Origin of the sequence: Novosphingobium oxfordense, assembly GCF_044029435.1 — a bacterium.
Classification (GTDB): domain Bacteria; phylum Pseudomonadota; class Alphaproteobacteria; order Sphingomonadales; family Sphingomonadaceae; genus Novosphingobium.
On the sequence record NZ_CP147005.1, the window covers coordinates 1,614,214 to 1,629,979 of the forward strand.

Here is a 15,766-nt window from a genome sequence, read left to right on the forward strand (position 1 = left end):
TCAGGCCCGGGCAACCGCCTCGGCCGCGATCATCCGCGCCTCGGCATCCAGTCCCACGGTGCGCAGCGCCGATACGATGTGGAACAAGTAGCGCGGCGTCATCAGGTGCCAGTCGCCGCCCTGCATGCCCAGCCCGGCCAGCAGCGCGACACCGGCCTGATCGCCGTTCGCGGCGGCACGGTCCAGCGCCTCTGTAAAGCGGGTAGTCCTGTCCAGCCCAAGGCCCAGTTGGCCGGAAAGGCTGCCCGCATCGCTCTGGTCGATACGGCCCAGCGCCGCGAGGCCGGCGACAAGGAAGGCGCTGCGGCGCTTGTCGGCGCTGCCGTCCCCATCGATATAAGTGCTGACCGCGCCCGAACCGATGGTCTTGATCCGGCCGGGTGCGGCAAGCACCAGCAGGGCCCAGCCCTGCGTGCCGGAGGCGACCACCGGCGACCATGCCAGTGCGTTCGAATCGAATCCGGCTGCCAGCATGGACGCCAGCAACGCCGGGGCCTGATCCTCCATCTCCTTGCTGGGCTGGATGCGCGCCGCCGCCGCAGCGGTAAGCACCTGACGCGCGTAGATCGCATCGGCTCCATTGGCGCCGTTCCACAGGTTCTGCATCGCCGAGAAGCGCGCGGAAGGATCCTCCAGCACATAGGCATTGCGCAAGGTTTCCGCGCGCTGCTGCCAATCGCCGGTCACATCCGGATCGGAATAGAGCTGGCTATAGAGATCGACCATCGCCGCATTCGACAGCACACCACTTGCCCCGGCGTGATCGGCCGCTGCCGCGCGGCGCGAAAGACCCACCATCGGGGCAAGCGCCGTCATGTCATCGAACAGCGATCCGGCGTCTTCCATGGCGCTGTCCGGCGGGGTGAGGCCGACGGCATTGGCAAGGCCGAAGCGCCACGGCGTCATTGTCGTCACGCCATCCCACTCGATCGTCACCGCCTTGCGGGAACGGCCGGCGGCGCCGGCGTATTTCTGGGCGAGCAGCAGGTCGATGCGGTCCATCGAACCGCGCACGCGCATCTTGTCCAGCTTGGCCATGGCCGAGGCACCGCTGCCGCGAAACGCCTCGCAGATGGCCTTGGCCGCATTCCACTGCGCATCGTCCCGCAGCGAACCGACCGAGGAGAACACGGGGCAAAGACCGGTGAAATCGGCCGCGCGCTGATAGGTCTCGAACGCCTGGTCGCCCAGTTCGGGCGTGTAGTTGGCTATGTCGATATCCTGCAGCACCGCCCGCGCCGCATCGCTTTCGCCCATGCGCAGCAGCAGCGAGACGCGCAGGGCCAAGAAGCGCTGCGGGCTCATGCCGGCCGGCGGCGAAAGGCGCGAGATCAGCGCGCGGCGCAGCAGGATATGGCCCCAGCGCGAAACCAGCTGGCCGCGATTGGCGGCCAGTGCAGCCTCCACCACGGTCCAGTTCAGCGTCGACAGCGAAGCGGCGGGCATCCCGCCCTCGCTATCGTCGATCAGGCCGATCCGATCCATCGAGCGGCGCGCCTGCGGCGGCATGTCGAGATCGATCTTGTTGCCCAGCAGATCCTCGAAATCCTCGGGCGACATGCGTTCGAGTTCTTCGAGCGTGGGCACGCGGGTAAGCCCGCCCGGGCCGACAATCGCCGGAATGGGCGCGCCGGCATCGATGGCGGCGGGCGCCGTGCTGGGCAGCTGCTGAATGACCGGCGTGGAAACCGCGCGCGGCGCGGAGGCTGCACCGCCGTCCCCGGTCCGAACCGGGGCGGGCGCGGCTTTCGGGGCCGGCGTGGGCGTCGGTTCCTCGAAACCCTTGGGCAACAGCGATTCGGGGCCGTCCTGGGCGATCGCCCACACCGAAGTGAGCGCCAGCGCGGTGCCGGCCATCACGTGCCAAGCGCGAATGCGAGTCTTCATTGAGCCGTCTCCGTAACCTTCTGGTCCGGAACTTTCACCGGCTGGACGATATCGCGAACCTGCCGGCTGCCGCCATCGACCCAGGCCAATCCGCCGACAACCACCACGACCGCGACGGCAATTGCCGCAACCACGCCCGGAAGCCTGCGCCTCCCCTTTGGTATCGTCACTCGCCTTCCTTCACCGATGCTTGCGCTGCGACCTAGCGCAACTATAGGCGGTGGGGCAATGGACGTTCAACAGACCCGCTTTTCCGCGCAAGAAATTGCCGCCCTCGCCCGGCGTATCGATCGCCCCATCGTGCTGGTAGGCATGATGGGCGTCGGCAAATCGAGCGTGGGCAAACGGCTGGCCACTTTGCTGGACTTTCCCTTCGTCGACGCGGACGAGGAAATCGAACGCTCCGCCCAGATGACGATCCCGGAGATTTTCGAAACTTACGGGGAATCCTATTTCCGCAACGGCGAACGCCGGGTGATCGCCCGTCTGCTCGGCTCCGACGCGGCGCCGCTGGTACTGGCAACCGGGGGCGGCGCCTTCTGCAATGCCGAAACGCGCGCGCTGATCCTGGAACACGCGATCACCGTGTGGCTGGACAGCGAAGTGGAAACGCTGGTGGACCGCACCGCGCGCAAGGACAATCGCCCGCTGCTGCAAGGCGGCAACCCGCGTGATATTCTCGCCCGCCTGCGCGAAGATCGCCGCCCGCATTACGAACTGGCACCGATCCACGTGCTCAGTTCGCCCGGGCCGCACGTGCAGACCATCAACAAGGTACTTCAGGGACTCTCGCAATGGCTGTGATTTCCGTAGACATCGCCGGACGCCCTTATGAAGTGCGCGTGGGCGCCGGGCTGCTGGCCGAACTCGTGCCGAACTGCCGGGGCCTGCTGCGCAAGCGCGGCGTGCCGATCGTCACCGATACCCATGTCCATGCGGCCTGGGGCGAAGTGGTGGAGCGATCGCTGCGCGACAACGGGCATGAACCGCACTGGCGCATCCTGCCCGCCGGCGAAGCCACCAAGTCATGGGAAGAACTGGCCGCCACGGTCAACTGGCTGCTGGAACTGGGGGTTGAGCGCGGCGACAGCGTGATCGCGCTGGGCGGCGGCGTGATCGGCGATCTAACCGGCTTCTGCGCCTCCGTACTGAAGCGCGGCTGCAAATTCATTCAGGTACCAACGACGCTGCTGGCGCAAGTCGATTCCAGCGTCGGCGGAAAGACCGCGATCAACACGCCCGCCGGCAAGAACCTGGTAGGCGCGTTCCACCAGCCCTCGCTGGTACTGGCCGACCTTTCCGCGCTGGAAACCCTGCCCCGCCGCGACCTGCTGGCCGGCTATGCCGAAGTGGTGAAGTACGGACTGATCGACGATGCGGACTTCTTCGCATGGTGCGACGCCAATGCCGCTGCGATGCTCGATGGCGATGCCGCGCTGCGCGAATATGCGGTAGCACACTCGGTAGCATCCAAGGCCCGCATCGTGGCGGAGGACGAGTTCGAAACCACCGGCAAGCGCGCCCTGCTCAACCTCGGCCACACTTTCGGCCACGCGCTGGAGGCGGAAACCGGCTTTTCCACGCGCCTGCTCCACGGCGAAGGCGTGGCGCTCGGCATGGTGCTGGCGGCGCGCTACTCCGCGCGCCGGGGCCTGATGCCGCAAGCGAGTGCCGAACACGTCGCCCGCCACATCGGCGAGATCGGCCTACCCGCCAGCCTTGCCGCGCTGGACCTTGACTGCGATGGCCGCGCGCTGGTGGATCACATGCTCCACGACAAGAAGATGGACGCCGGCACCCTGCCCTTCCTGCTGATGAAGGGCATCGGCCAGACCTATCTCGACCGTGAGGTGTCACTGGACGATGTGGCGCTGTTCCTCGACGAAGAGCTGGCCCGCACGCCCGACTGACGCCTCATCCCGTTAGTGCGACCGCTTCGGCCGCCCGACGGGAACTTCCGCGGCTTTGCGCACGTCTCCCTTGCATCACCGCAAGGGAGACCAATGATGCCTGCCAAGTCCAAGGCCCAGCAGAAAGCCGCCGGCGCCGCCCTCTCCGCCAAGCGTGGAGAGACGAAAAAGAGCGACCTCAAGGGCGCATCGCGCGAGATGGTCGATTCCATGAGCGAGAAGCAGCTTGAGGAACTCGCCGCCACCAAGCGGAAGGGCAAGCCCGAGCACGTCCACCACTGACGCGCGCCCCTTCGCCGACATTGGGCGCCCCGATCCCGGCCGTCGATACCGTCCCGAAACCTGACGCCTTGACGTCAATGGCGTGACATTTCTCGGCCACGCCATTATACACATGCGTCAAGAATATAAACGTCTTTCAAAAATAACAATATTTCCGGGATCGCCATGACTGTTGCCGAAGCTACCCCCGAGCTGGACTTCCCCGAGGAAGCGGCGCGAAACGATCGCGCCTTCCTGGGCCATCCGCGCGGGCTGGGTTACCTCTCCTTCGTCGAGGGCTGCGAGCGCTTTTCCTATTACTCCATGCAGACGCTGCTCGTGCTCTACATGGTCAAGTATCTGCTGCTGCCGGAGAACGTCGGCAAAGTGCTGGGCCTATCGTGGCTGCGCGGCTGGCATTATGCCGGGCTGGACGGGCAACCGCTCGCTTCGGCGATTTTCGGCGACTACACATCGCTGGTCTACCTCACGCCCATCCTTGGCGGCATAGTCGCCGACCGCTGGCTGGGCCGCAAGGCCACGCTGATCGCGGGCGCGGTCGTCATGTCGATCGGCCACTTCCTGATGGCGTTCGAGGGGATGTTCCTGTTCGCGCTGATCTCGCTGGTCGTCGGCGTGGGCCTGTTCAAGGGCAACATCGCCAGCCAGGTGGGCGAACTCTACGGCCCCAACGACCTGCGCCGCGCGATGGCGTTCCAGATCTTCTACATCGCCATCAACGTCTCCGTGATCGCCGCGCCGCTGATCTCTGGTACGCTGGGCCAGGAAGTCAGCTGGCACTACGGTTTCGGCGCCGCCGGCGTGGTCATGGTGTTTGGCCTGTTGCTGTACCTGAAGGCCCAACCCTGGCTGCCGGCCGACAACAAGGTGGGTAAAGGCAAGAACAGCGACGCCGGCGCGCGACTGCAGCGTTCCGACTGGCCGCGCCTTGGCGCGCTGGCAGTGCTGGTGCCGGTGCTGGCCATCGCGATGCTGACCAACCAGGAAATCTTCAACGCCTACCTCGTCTGGGCGGATGCCAAGTTCCAGCTGACCTTCTTCGGCATCACCCTGCCCTCAAGCTGGATGATCACCGTCGACGCCACGCTCAGCTTCTCGATGCTGGTCGCCGTGGCTGCGTTCTGGAAGTTCCGTGCCGACCGGACCGGGCGCGAGCCTGACGAACTGGGCAAGATGATCATCGGCTCGCTGTTCTCGATGACCGGCGGCATGTGCCTGGTGATCGCGGCGGCGACGGCCGGTGGCGGCAAGATCGGCCTGTTCTGGCCGGTGATGTTCCACTTGTTCAACTCGATCGGCTTTGCGCACATCATGCCCGTCAGCCTTGCCCTCTTCACCAAGATCGCACCGCGTTCGCTGAATGCGACGGTGGTGGGCATCTACTATCTGGCGTTCTTCGCGGCCAACAAGGCGGTGGGCGTAGTCGGAGGCTGGTATTCGTCGATGGATACCGTGTCGTTCTGGCTGATCCACGTCGGTGCCGCGACGTTCGGCATGATTGCCTTCGCGGTGTTCAAGATCGCACTGGGCAAGACGCTTTCCGGTGAGCCGAAGGCCGCCTGACGACCGTCAGCAAATCCCCGTCATCCCCGCGAAGGCGGGGATCCCGCTTTCTTCTGCACGGTGGGAGAACAAGCGGGGCCCCCGCCTTCGCGGGGGCGACGTGGATTATATTGATGCGGAAGAGCTTCGTGATGCGGCCGGAGGCGTCAGCCGAACACCGCCACCGATTGCATCCCCGCAATCACCGGAGCACCTGAAGCGCTCCATTGCAGGATATGCTCGCTCGCCCCGCCATCGCGCGCGAATTCGCTGGTGGAGCGCAGCAGCCACCACCCATCCTCGTTCGTCGGCGCTGGCTCCAGCATATTGACGTGCCAATGCATCGAACTGATCGGCACGCGGAAATTGAGTAGCGGCAGCACCGCCGTCGGCAAGGCATCGCCGACCAGCACCGCCTCCAGCGCAGGATCGAGGCCCTCGCGCTTCTTCAGGCGCACCCACCAGCACAAGTCCGCCTCGCCCAGCGCCGACTTCGGCAAGGCAAAGCGTGCGTCGAAATTCCGCTTCAGGAATTCAGGCGCCACTTCCATCGGCACCGGCTTGGCGTCGGCCACCGGGCTCACACCTGCCGGCATCGGATATCCGGCAATATCCGCCGCGCTCTCGATCTGGCGCATGAACACGAAGCTGGCGGTGAAGCCCACGCCCTTGTCGTTCGAAAGCTCCGCCGAAACCCAGGTCGCATTGCGCCCCTTGCGCACGATCCGCGCCCGCGCTTCCACCGGGCCCGCCAGCGGCGCGATCATCGCGAACTGGGCGGAGCGCAATGGCGGCAATTCCGGATCGACGCGCTGCGCAGCTGCCAGCAAAATGGCCGAAGTCAGCCCGCCGTAAGCGGTGCGCCCCTGAAGCCAATCCTCGGTGATATCGAAAACGAAACCGCCCTCGATCTCCTCCGCCGCGGCAAGAAGCGTCGCGAAACCCGTCATCAGAACAACCTCGAACCGTTGGGAACCGGCTTGTCCGGCGCGAAGAGGACCACCCGGCCCTCCTCGTCCGCGAAGCCGAGCGTCAGCGCCTCGGACACGGCCTTGCCGATCTGGCGTGAGGGAAAATTCACGACCGCCGCCACCTGTCGCCCGATCAGATCCTCCGGCGAATAGAGCGCGGCGACTTGCCCCACGCTCTTGCGCTCGCCGATGCCGGGACCGAAATCGATCCGCAGTTTAAGGCTCGGCTTGCGCGCTCCCTCGTAGACTTCCGCGGCGACAATGGTGCCGACGCGGATGTCCACTTTCAGGAAGTCGTCAAAGGTGATCTGCTCCGCCGCAGGCGCGACAGCATCGTGGTCCAGGTGCATTTATTCCATTTCGAGGATCACGGCGTCCACCGCAAGGCTCTCACCGGCCTTGGCGTTGACCGCCTTCACCACGCCCGACTTCTCGGCGCGCAGGATGTTTTCCATCTTCATGGCTTCGACGACGGCAAGCGGCTGCCCCGCCTCGACCTTGTCGCCTTCGCCCACGTGGAGCGCGACGAGCAGGCCCGGCATCGGGCAGATCAGGTACTTCGAAAGATCCGGCGGGATCTTTTCGATCATGTGCTTGCTGAGCGAGGCCACGCGGCTGGGCAGGATCTGCACATCGTGAATGCAGCCGCGCGTCGTCATCTTCAGACCCGTGCGGGTGGGTACGACGCGGATGCCGATGGCCTCTCCGTCGATCTCGGCTTCGATCAGCCGGTCGCCGGGAGTGTATTCCATCGCCAGTTCCACCGCGACGCCGTTCACCGTGACATCCTCATCGGCGATGACGACTTCGTACGGCGCCTTGTCGATGGTGACGGTCCATTCGGACGGCGGCGAAAGGCGATGCGGCGCCAATTGCCCATCGACGCGGCGCGCACGGTCTGCCCGCGCGGTGGCGACGAAGGCGGCGACGGCGGCCAGCTTGCCCTTCAGTTCTTCCGACGCGGGCGCGCCGGTGAAGCCTTCGGGATATTCCTCGGCGATGAAGCCGGTGGTCAGCTCGCCCGAGCGGAAGCGCGGGTGCTGCATGATGGCAGAGACGAAATCGATGTTGTGGCCAAGGCCCTCGATCTCGAACTGGTCGAGCGCGGCGACCTGCTTGTCGGCGGCCTCGTCACGGGTTTCGCCCCAGGTGATCAGCTTGGCGATCATCGGGTCGTAGAACATCGAGACTTCGCCGCCTTCGTAGACGCCGTCATCCACGCGAACGCCGTCCACGCCGCGACGCCCATTTTCCGAACCATCGTCGGTCCAGCCATCCACCGGCGGCTGATAGCGGACGAGGCGCCCGGTCGACGGCAGGAAGCCGCGATAGGGATCTTCGGCGTAGACGCGGTTCTCGATGGCCCAGCCGTCGATCTTCACGTCGGCCTGCGTCATCTCCAGCTTCTCGCCGGCGGCGACGCGGATCATCTGCTCCACAAGGTCGACGCCGGTGATCGCTTCGGTAACCGGGTGCTCCACCTGAAGGCGCGTGTTCATTTCAAGGAAGTAGAAGCTCTCACCCGTCGGGTCCGCGCCGGAGACGATCAGTTCGACGGTGCCCGCCGAATAGTAGCCGACCGCACGCGACAGTGCGACGCACTGTTCGCCCATGGCCTTGCGCATCTTCTCGGTAACGAAAGGCGACGGCGCTTCCTCCACCACCTTCTGGTGGCGACGCTGGATCGAGCATTCGCGCTCGTTCAGGTAGAGGATGTTGCCGTGCTTGTCGCCGAGGATCTGGATCTCGATATGGCGCGGGTTGAGGATGAACTTCTCGATGAAGACACGGTCGTCTCCGAACGAGTTCAGGCCTTCACGCTTCACGGACTCGAAGCCCTCGCGCACGTCCTTTTCGTCGTAGGCAAGGCGCATGCCCTTGCCGCCGCCGCCGGCGCTGGCCTTCATCATCACTGGATAGCCGATCTCGTTCGAGATGCGCACCGCGTGCTCGGTGTCCTCGATCTCACCCACGAAGCCGGGGACGACGTTGACGCCGGCCTGCTTGGCCAGCTTCTTGGATTCGATCTTGTCACCCATAGCGGCGATCGCGCCGACGGGGGGGCCAATGAACTCGATGCCTTCTGCGGCCAACGCTTCGGCAAAGGAGGTGCGTTCGGAGAGGAAACCGTAACCGGGGTGTACCGCTTCGGCGCCGGTCTGCTTGCAGGCCTGGATAATCTTGTCGGCAATCAGGTACGACTGCGCAGCGGGCGCGGGACCGATGTGGACGGCCTCATCGGCCATCTGCACGAAAGGCGCGCGGGCATCGGCATCCGAATAGACGGCCACCGTCTGGATGCCCATGCGGCGCGCGGTCTTGATGACCCGGCAGGCGATCTCGCCACGGTTTGCAATCAGGATTTTCTTGAACATCTCAATCCCTGTCTTTTGTCATACGCCAAGCGGCGAAAAGTCCCACCAAGATCAGAACAATCAGGCTCCCCGGAAACATCAGAAGCCTGACAAAGTCTTCGTATTCGTGTTCTGGCGTGCCGGGTCGACTTCCGCTTCCCATGGCCGCGCCCATCAACATCATTACCGCGAAAGCCGATCCCAAAAGGCCGCTGCCAATGCAGCCCGCCTTCTCTTTCAGACCTGGACCGGAAACGCTGAAGGTCACGCCGTGCGCTCTCCCTCACCCTCATCAACGCGAAGCTCCATGGCCGCTGCCTGGATGCCCGGGCGGCGCGCGGTCTTGATGGCGCGGCGGACGATCTCGCCCCGGTTTGGGATCAGGACTTTTTCGAACATGTTACTTCGAAGCCCCATTCGGGATCTGGCTTGTTGTCGGTCGGAAACAGGAACTGCAGCGCCTGCGGCGAAAGGACGTGATAGGCGGTCGCGTGCGTCAGATCCGTGCGTGGGGACAGGCAGACGAGCGAGCCTCCCAGACTGGCGACGCGATCTGCGCCATCGGCGGTCTCCGGCCCCTCGTTCGAGTAGGTGAGGAACAGGGGACCGCGCGGCTGCTTTGCCGCGAGTAGACCTGCCGCCGCTTTCGAAAGCGCCTCATCGTCCCACCACAGGCTCGCGTCGATGGCGGCATAGCGGTGGAACAGGCCTGGTTCGCGCAGCCACGTCTCGACAATGAACAGCCCGGCGAGCGACTCGCCGATCACGCCATCATCGCCATTGGTCCTATAGTCCGCTTCGATCAGCGGCTTGACCCGATCACGCAGGAAGGCGCGGAATTGAGCGGACTGCCCGGCGGTGGGATACTGCTTGTGCTGCGCGGCGTTGCCCGGCGTGCCGATCAGTTCGGCGCGGCGGTCCTTGCTCTCGATCCCGACGACGATTACCGGTTGCGAACGGCCCCACATGGCGTTGAGCGCGCTGGATCCAGCGACATGCAGGAAGTCCTGCGAAAGCCCGCCGTCAAGCAGATAGAGGACCGGGTAGCGCGCGTTTCCTTTCGCGTAGCCTTCCGGAAGGTAGACATTGACCTGGCGCTGATCGCCATCAGCAAAGGTGACAAGATGCGTCTCGCCGATCGTGATCGGGGACGCAGCGGGCGTTGCGGCAGCCGCAACGCCCGGCATAAGAGCAAGGCAGGACAGCGCCAGCAGCATTGATCCTGCCCGTTTGATCACTCGGCGGCTTCCAGCTTCGCGCAGCCCTTGGGCATCCGCTGGGCTTCCACTTGTGCCTCGGTCAGCTCGATCGCCATCGGCTTGATGCCGAGGCGGGCGAACATCGCCGCGTCATTGTCGTCGCCGGAGTTCGGCGCGGTCAGCAGCTTGTCGCCGGTGAAGATCGAGTTCGCCCCGGCCATGAAGCACATCGCCTGCGTCATTTCGGACATCGATTCGCGGCCCGCCGAGAGGCGCACCATCGACAGCGGCATGGTGATGCGCGCGACCGCCACGGTGCGCACGAATTCCACATCGTCGATCTTGGCGAGCGGGGTATCGGCCAGCATGTCGCCCAGCACGGTGCCCTTCACGGGAACCAGCGCATTGACCGGCACCGACTGCGGGTGATCGGGCAGCGTCGCCAGCGTATGAACGAAGCCTACGCGGTCCGCGCGGGTCTCGCCCATGCCGACGATGCCGCCGGAGCAAACGTTGATGCCCGCCATGCGCACGTTCGACAGCGTGTCGAGGCGGTCATCCATCGTGCGCGTGGTGATCACTTGATCGTAACGCTCAGGCGAAGTGTCGATGTTGTGATTGTAGTAGTCGAGGCCCGCTTCGGAGAGCATGTCCGCCTGATCGGGCGTCAGCATGCCCAGCGTCATGCAGGTTTCCATGCCCATCGCGCGCACGCCCTTCACCATCTCGATGATGGCGGGCATGTCGCGGTCCTTGGGGTTGCGCCAGGCGGCGCCCATGCAGAAGCGGGTGGAACCCTGGTCCGCCGCCTGCGCGGCGCGCTGCAGCACTTGCTGCACTTCCATAAGCTTGGTCGCCTTGACCCCGCTGTTGGCCGAAACCGACTGCGAGCAATAACCGCAATCTTCCACGCAGCCGCCGGTCTTGATCGAAAGCAGCGTCGAAAGCTGCACTTCGTTGTGCGGATGGCTGGCGCGATGCACTTCGGCTGCGCGGAACACCAGTTCGGTGAATGGCAGGTCGAACAGCGCCGCGATTTCCTCACGGGTCCAGTCTGTACGTGGAGTGACGGCGGGGGTCTCAGTCATATTCATTCCTCAGGCGGTGCGCGCGGGATGACGCGCGGCCAAACCCCGGTCATAGGGGCAAGCGCGGCGTCGATCCAGCGTGCCCATCCTTATTCCGCCGCTTCCAGCGAAGAACCGAGCGGCGGCATGTTGTGGCCGAGCAGGCGCAGCACGTCCGCCGCGCATTCGACGACGTTGGTGCCGGGGCCGTAGATGCCCTGAACGCCGGCATTGCGCAGGAATTCATAGTCCTGCGGCGGGATGACGCCGCCGGCGATCACCTTGATGTCGCTACGGCCGGCTTCGCGCAGTTTCTGGATCAGTTCGGGGATCAGCGTCTTGTGACCGGCCGCAAGGCTGGACGCGCCAACCACGTCTACCGCGCTGTCCAGCGCGAGCACGACGGTCTCTTCCGGCGTCTGGAACAGCGGGCCCGAAACGACGTCGAAGCCCATGTCCCCGAAGGCCGAGGCGATGACGTTCGCGCCGCGATCGTGGCCATCCTGCCCCATCTTGGCGACCAGAACCTTAGGCTTGCGGCCAAGACGACGCTCAACCGCCTGCACGCCGTCCAGCACCTGCTGCCAGCGGCTGTCACCCTCGTAAGGCGCGGCATAGACGCCCTTCACCGGGGTCGGCTGCGTGCCATAGCGCTGGAAGCTGTCTTCCATGGCCGAGCTGATCTCGCCCAGCGTGGCGCGGGCACGGGCGCACTCGACGGCGAGCGCGAGCAGGTTGTTCTCGATGCTGGCGGGCGCAGCGGCACCATCGCGCAGCGCCTTGAGCGCGGCCTGACAAGCCGCCTCGTCACGCTCCGCCTTCATCTTGTTGATGCGGGCGATCTGGCCTTCGCGGACCTTGGCGTTGTCCACTTCCAGCGTTTCCAGCAGGTCTTCGCTGGCAAGGCGGTACTTGTTGACGCCGACGATCACGTCGTCGCCACGGTCCACGCGCGCCTGACGGGCAGCGGCAGCAGTCTCGATCATCGCCTTGGGCCAACCGGCGGCGACGGCCTTGGCCATGCCGCCCTCCGCCTGCACGCGTTCGATGATCTCCCAGGCCTGGTCGACCAGCTGCTGCGTCAGCGATTCAATGTAGTAGGACCCACCCAGCGGATCGACCACATTGCACATGCCGGTCTCTTCCTGGATGATGATCTGCGTGTTGCGCGCAATGCGGGCCGAGAAGTCAGTCGGCAGCGCGATCGCTTCGTCCAGTGCGTTGGTGTGCAGCGACTGGGTGCCGCCCAGCATCGATGCCATCGCCTCGATCGTGGTGCGGATAACGTTGTTGTAGGGGTCCTGCTCCTGCAAGCTCACGCCCGAAGTCTGGCAGTGCGTGCGCAGCATCTTCGACCGCTCGTCCTTGGCGCCAAGCTCCGTCATCACCCGGTGCCACAGCACGCGCGCGGCGCGCAGCTTGGCCACTTCCATGAAGAAGTTCATGCCGATGGCGAAGAAGAACGACAGGCGGCCCGCGAACTTGTCGATATCGAGGCCCGATGCCACCCCGTACTTCACGTATTCCGCGCCGTCCGCGATGGTGAAGGCCAGTTCCTGCACCTGCGTCGCCCCGGCTTCCTGCATGTGATAGCCGGAAATCGAGATCGAGTTGAACTTCGGCATCTCGCGGCTGGTGTAGCCGAAAATGTCCGAAATGATCCGCATGCTCGGCTCGGGCGGGTAGATGTAGGTGTTGCGGACCATGAACTCCTTGAGGATGTCGTTCTGGATGGTCCCGTCGAGCAGCTTGCGGTCAACGCCCTGCTCCTCACCGGCGACGATGAAGAAGGCCAGGATCGGGATCACCGCGCCGTTCATCGTCATCGAGACCGACATCTTGTCGAGCGGAATGCCGTCGAACAGGATCTTCATATCCTCGACGGAATCGATGGCGACGCCGGCCTTGCCCACGTCACCCACGACGCGCGGGTGATCGCTGTCATAGCCGCGATGGGTGGCAAGGTCGAAGGCGACCGAAAGGCCCTTCTGACCCGCCGCAAGGTTGCGGCGATAGAAGGCGTTCGATTCCTCGGCGGTGGAGAAACCCGCGTACTGGCGGATGGTCCAGGGACGACCGGCATACATCGAGGCGCGCACGCCGCGCGTGAACGGCGCGAAGCCGGGAAGGCCGGGATCGACGGTCACGTCCTCTGCGGTGTAGAGCGGCTTCACCGCAATACCCTCGGGCGTGTTCCAGGTCAGGTCTTTACCCTTGACCTCCTTGTCGGCGGCTGCCTTCCAGTCGTTGACGTCTGCCATCTTCGTTTCCTCTGCCTCCTCTCCCGCCTGCGGGAGAGGATACGTAGGCTTGGCAGCTTGCTGCCTAGCCGGAGTTGGTGTGGGCTGTTCCGGACCCGCCGAAACCCACCCCACTGCGACTAGGGCCTGCTGCGCAGCCCCAAGTCTCGTTCCCCTCCCGCAAGCGGGCGGGGCAATGAAGTTCAATGTCCGCCTTTGGGCGCCTCTTTGGGCGTTTCCATAATCTCGGTAAGCTGACCGCCCATGTCCTTGGGGTGGACGAAGAAGATCAGCGTCCCGTGCGCGCCCACGCGCGGCTCACCCAGCACGCGCTTGCCCAGGCCTTCGAACCAGGCCTTGGCGGCGTGAATGTCCGGCACTTCGTAGCAGATGTGGTGCTGCCCCCCGAGCGGGTTCTTCTCCAGCCACTTGCCTACGGCCGAGTCCGGCACGGTCGGCTGGAGCAGTTCGATCTGCGTGCCTGCCGTGCCAGCCTCACCCGGCGTGTTGACGAAGCAGACGCGAACCTGCTGGCTTTCGAGCACGAACGGCTCGGTAATATCCGTGGCGCCCATCACGTCGCGATAGAACGCGATCGAGGCGTCAAGATCGGGCGTAGCGACGCCGATGTGGTTGAGACGACCCAGCTTCATTCAGCAAAAACCTTCAGTTGGGACATGAGCATCATACTTCCGACGAGGACCGGGAGAGCTGTGATCAAGACCAGCACCGCTCGGAACAGCTTCGGCCGTTCGCTTTCTGTCAGCCAATGTTCTACCCCGCTCCGTCCAATCTGCAGCCTTAACCGGCCGAGGCGTCGCATTTCCCATACCGTCAGCCAGCAGAGCGCCGTCAGGACGCCAAGGAAGAGCAACGCCTCCGTCACTGACTCAGGCCACGTTCTCAAGCACGAGGGCGATGCCCTGCCCGCCGCCGATGCACATGGTGACGAGGCCGTACTTCCCGCCCGTGCGCTTCAGCTCGTACATGCACTTGATCGCGAGCATCGTGCCGGTGGCTCCAACCGGGTGACCGATCGAAACGCCCGAACCGTTCGGGTTCACCTTCTCCGGATCGAAGCCCAGCACCTTGGAAACGGCGGCGGCCTGCGCGGCGAAAGCCTCGTTGCTCTCGATCACGTCGATCTGGTCGAGCGAGAGTCCGGCGCGCTTCAGTGCTATCGGAACCGCCTTGATCGGGCCTTCGCCCATGTAGGCAGGCTCGACACCGGCATGGCCCCAGGCGACGATCTTCGCCATTGGCTTCAGGCCGCGCTTCTCGACTTCGGACGCCGTCGCCAGCACCACGGCGGCGGCGCCGTCGTTGATGCCCGAGGCGTTGCCGGCGGTAACCGCGCCATCCTTCTTGAAGGCAGGCTTCATGCCGGCCAGCGTCTCGGCCGTGGTATCGGCGCGGACATGTTCATCGGTATCGAAGACGGTGACGCCCTTGCGGGTCTTCACTTCGATCGGAAGGATCTGGGCCTTGAAGCGGCCTTCCGCGATGGCGCGGGCGGCACGCTGGTGGCTGGTCGCGGAGAGCGCATCCATGTCCTCACGGGTGACGCAGTGGCGCTCCGCCACGTTCTCCGCCGTGATGCCCATGTGGTAGCCGCCGATGGCGTCCGAAAGGCCGACCGTCAGCGCGTCTTCCTGCGTGTTGGCGCCCATCTTCTTGCCCCAGCGCACGCCATGGTCGTGATAGGGCACGTTCGACATCGATTCCGCGCCGCCGGCAACGGTGATCCCCGCCTCGCCCAGCTTCATCATCTGCGCGGCCGAGACGATCGCCTGCACGCCCGATCCGCACAGGCGGTTGAGCGTCAGCGACGGCACTTCGAACGGCACGCCGGCATTGATGCCGATAACGCGGCTGAGCATCTCATCCTTGCCGCTGGTGGGCATGACCTGGCCGATGACGATATGGCCGACGTCCTCAGGCGAAACGCCCGCGCGGCTTAGAGCCTCGGTCACGACCTTGCCGCCGAGGTCGGACGGCATGAACGATTTCAGCGAACCGCCGAAGTCACCGACTGCCGTGCGCACGCCGCTGACGATGTAGATGTCTTCAAGACCAGCCATCATCCGTTCCCCAATTTCCACCAGATCAGTCCGGCAAGTACGCCCAGACCGCCCAGAAAGTTCATTGCCACGGCGAAGCCGAACATCGTCGTGCCTCGCTCGAATTCATCGTCGTTCAGGAACTGCAACGGAATTCGTACAGTCCCTTCACGTATTCCTCGAACCCCGTTCCAGAGGAATGTCCCGGCGATGCCCGTTAAAAGGATGACCGGCCAGACATCGAGGAAATCCAA

At 64.7% G+C, this 15,766-nt stretch carries 17 protein-coding genes; 4 read left to right on the forward strand and 13 right to left on the reverse strand.

The genetic code is table 11. The annotated features are described in order from the left end of the window. Together WBP07_RS07445 and WBP07_RS07450 are read right to left on the reverse strand one after the other, a co-directional pair. Window positions 1-1,887: a hypothetical protein gene (locus WBP07_RS07445; protein WP_395395192.1), complete on the reverse strand. Its 1,887-nt coding sequence runs from the start codon at window positions 1,885-1,887 to the stop codon at window positions 1-3. Continuing rightward, on the reverse strand, window positions 1,884-2,057 hold the full coding sequence (locus tag WBP07_RS07450; protein ID WP_395395193.1) for a hypothetical protein: 174 nt from the start codon (window positions 2,055-2,057) through the stop codon (window positions 1,884-1,886). The genes WBP07_RS07445 and WBP07_RS07450 overlap by 4 nt, the downstream gene beginning before the upstream one ends. A gap of 58 nt (window positions 2,058-2,115) precedes the next feature. Here WBP07_RS07450 and WBP07_RS07455 point away from each other — a divergent pair, with 58 nt between their 5' ends. The 4 genes from WBP07_RS07455 (at window position 2,116) to WBP07_RS07470 (ending at window position 5,642) form a co-directional block, all read left to right on the forward strand. Continuing rightward, complete coding sequence (locus WBP07_RS07455; RefSeq protein WP_395395194.1) at window positions 2,116-2,691, forward strand: shikimate kinase; 576 nt, start codon at window positions 2,116-2,118, stop codon at window positions 2,689-2,691. Further along, window positions 2,682-3,797: a 3-dehydroquinate synthase gene (gene aroB / locus WBP07_RS07460; RefSeq protein ID WP_395395196.1), complete on the forward strand. Its 1,116-nt coding sequence runs from the start codon at window positions 2,682-2,684 to the stop codon at window positions 3,795-3,797. The genes WBP07_RS07455 and aroB overlap by 10 nt, the downstream gene beginning before the upstream one ends. A 96-nt stretch (window positions 3,798-3,893) precedes the next feature. After that, complete coding sequence (locus tag WBP07_RS07465) at window positions 3,894-4,079, forward strand: DUF3008 family protein (protein ID WP_395395751.1); 186 nt, start codon at window positions 3,894-3,896, stop codon at window positions 4,077-4,079. 165 nt (window positions 4,080-4,244) lie between these two features. Continuing rightward, complete coding sequence (locus tag WBP07_RS07470; RefSeq protein WP_395395197.1) at window positions 4,245-5,642, forward strand: peptide MFS transporter; 1,398 nt, start codon at window positions 4,245-4,247, stop codon at window positions 5,640-5,642. Window positions 5,643-5,788: 146 nt separating this feature from the next. Here WBP07_RS07470 and WBP07_RS07475 read toward each other — a convergent pair whose 3' ends face one another. The 11 genes from WBP07_RS07475 to WBP07_RS07525 all read right to left on the reverse strand — a co-directional run bounded on the left by WBP07_RS07475 (window position 5,789) and on the right by WBP07_RS07525 (window position 15,766). Further along, complete coding sequence (locus tag WBP07_RS07475; protein WP_395395198.1) at window positions 5,789-6,571, reverse strand: thioesterase family protein; 783 nt, start codon at window positions 6,569-6,571, stop codon at window positions 5,789-5,791. Beyond that, window positions 6,571-6,942: a tRNA-binding protein gene (locus tag WBP07_RS07480; protein ID WP_395395200.1), complete on the reverse strand. Its 372-nt coding sequence runs from the start codon at window positions 6,940-6,942 to the stop codon at window positions 6,571-6,573. The genes WBP07_RS07475 and WBP07_RS07480 overlap by 1 nt, the downstream gene beginning before the upstream one ends. Beyond that, complete coding sequence (locus tag WBP07_RS07485) at window positions 6,943-8,967, reverse strand: biotin carboxylase N-terminal domain-containing protein (RefSeq protein ID WP_395395202.1); 2,025 nt, start codon at window positions 8,965-8,967, stop codon at window positions 6,943-6,945. Between the two features lies 1 nt (window position 8,968). Next, the gene (locus WBP07_RS07490) at window positions 8,969-9,214 is read right to left on the reverse strand and encodes a hypothetical protein (RefSeq protein ID WP_395395203.1); all 246 of its coding nucleotides are present in this window, start codon (window positions 9,212-9,214) and stop codon (window positions 8,969-8,971) included. Next, on the reverse strand, window positions 9,211-9,345 hold the full coding sequence (locus tag WBP07_RS07495) for a biotin carboxylase N-terminal domain-containing protein (protein ID WP_395395205.1): 135 nt from the start codon (window positions 9,343-9,345) through the stop codon (window positions 9,211-9,213). Before WBP07_RS07495 ends, WBP07_RS07490 begins: the two co-directional genes overlap by 4 nt. Next, on the reverse strand, window positions 9,327-10,184 hold the full coding sequence (locus WBP07_RS07500) for an alpha/beta hydrolase (protein ID WP_395395206.1): 858 nt from the start codon (window positions 10,182-10,184) through the stop codon (window positions 9,327-9,329). The genes WBP07_RS07495 and WBP07_RS07500 overlap by 19 nt, the downstream gene beginning before the upstream one ends. Continuing rightward, window positions 10,181-11,233 carry a biotin synthase BioB gene (bioB, locus tag WBP07_RS07505; protein ID WP_395395207.1) on the reverse strand — a complete coding sequence of 351 codons (1,053 nt, stop codon included), beginning with the start codon at window positions 11,231-11,233 and terminating at the stop codon, window positions 10,181-10,183. Before bioB ends, WBP07_RS07500 begins: the two co-directional genes overlap by 4 nt. 89 nt (window positions 11,234-11,322) lie before the next feature. After that, window positions 11,323-13,473 (reverse strand): methylmalonyl-CoA mutase, encoded by a 2,151-nt coding sequence (gene scpA / locus WBP07_RS07510; RefSeq protein WP_395395208.1) that lies wholly within the window; start codon window positions 13,471-13,473, stop codon window positions 11,323-11,325. 182 nt (window positions 13,474-13,655) lie between these two features. Then, window positions 13,656-14,105, reverse strand: a complete 450-nt coding sequence (gene mce, locus WBP07_RS07515) for a methylmalonyl-CoA epimerase (protein ID WP_395395209.1) — start codon at window positions 14,103-14,105, stop codon at window positions 13,656-13,658. A 237-nt stretch (window positions 14,106-14,342) separates the two neighbouring features. After that, window positions 14,343-15,533, reverse strand: coding sequence for a beta-ketothiolase BktB (gene bktB / locus WBP07_RS07520; protein WP_395395752.1), 1,191 nt, complete (start codon window positions 15,531-15,533; stop codon window positions 14,343-14,345). Beyond that, window positions 15,533-15,766 carry a hypothetical protein gene (locus WBP07_RS07525; protein WP_395395210.1) on the reverse strand — a complete coding sequence of 78 codons (234 nt, stop codon included), beginning with the start codon at window positions 15,764-15,766 and terminating at the stop codon, window positions 15,533-15,535. The genes bktB and WBP07_RS07525 overlap by 1 nt, the downstream gene beginning before the upstream one ends.

Excerpts from the sequence above, each read along its gene's own strand:
- WBP07_RS07445 (WP_395395192.1), bottom strand. The coding sequence starts at position 1,887 with ATGAAGACTCGCATTCGCGCTTGGCACGTGATGGCCGGCACCGCGCTG.
- WBP07_RS07455 (WP_395395194.1), top strand. The coding sequence starts at position 2,116 with ATGGACGTTCAACAGACCCGCTTTTCCGCGCAAGAAATTGCCGCCCTC.
- aroB (WP_395395196.1), top strand. The coding sequence starts at position 2,682 with ATGGCTGTGATTTCCGTAGACATCGCCGGACGCCCTTATGAAGTGCGC.
- WBP07_RS07465 (WP_395395751.1), top strand. The coding sequence starts at position 3,894 with ATGCCTGCCAAGTCCAAGGCCCAGCAGAAAGCCGCCGGCGCCGCCCTC.
- WBP07_RS07470 (WP_395395197.1), top strand. The coding sequence starts at position 4,245 with ATGACTGTTGCCGAAGCTACCCCCGAGCTGGACTTCCCCGAGGAAGCG.
- WBP07_RS07475 (WP_395395198.1), bottom strand. The coding sequence starts at position 6,571 with ATGACGGGTTTCGCGACGCTTCTTGCCGCGGCGGAGGAGATCGAGGGC.
- WBP07_RS07480 (WP_395395200.1), bottom strand. The coding sequence starts at position 6,942 with ATGCACCTGGACCACGATGCTGTCGCGCCTGCGGCGGAGCAGATCACC.
- WBP07_RS07485 (WP_395395202.1), bottom strand. The coding sequence starts at position 8,967 with ATGTTCAAGAAAATCCTGATTGCAAACCGTGGCGAGATCGCCTGCCGG.
- WBP07_RS07495 (WP_395395205.1), bottom strand. The coding sequence starts at position 9,345 with ATGTTCGAAAAAGTCCTGATCCCAAACCGGGGCGAGATCGTCCGCCGC.
- bioB (WP_395395207.1), bottom strand. The coding sequence starts at position 11,233 with ATGACTGAGACCCCCGCCGTCACTCCACGTACAGACTGGACCCGTGAG.
- scpA (WP_395395208.1), bottom strand. The coding sequence starts at position 13,473 with ATGGCAGACGTCAACGACTGGAAGGCAGCCGCCGACAAGGAGGTCAAG.
- mce (WP_395395209.1), bottom strand. The coding sequence starts at position 14,105 with ATGAAGCTGGGTCGTCTCAACCACATCGGCGTCGCTACGCCCGATCTT.
- bktB (WP_395395752.1), bottom strand. The coding sequence starts at position 15,533 with ATGGCTGGTCTTGAAGACATCTACATCGTCAGCGGCGTGCGCACGGCA.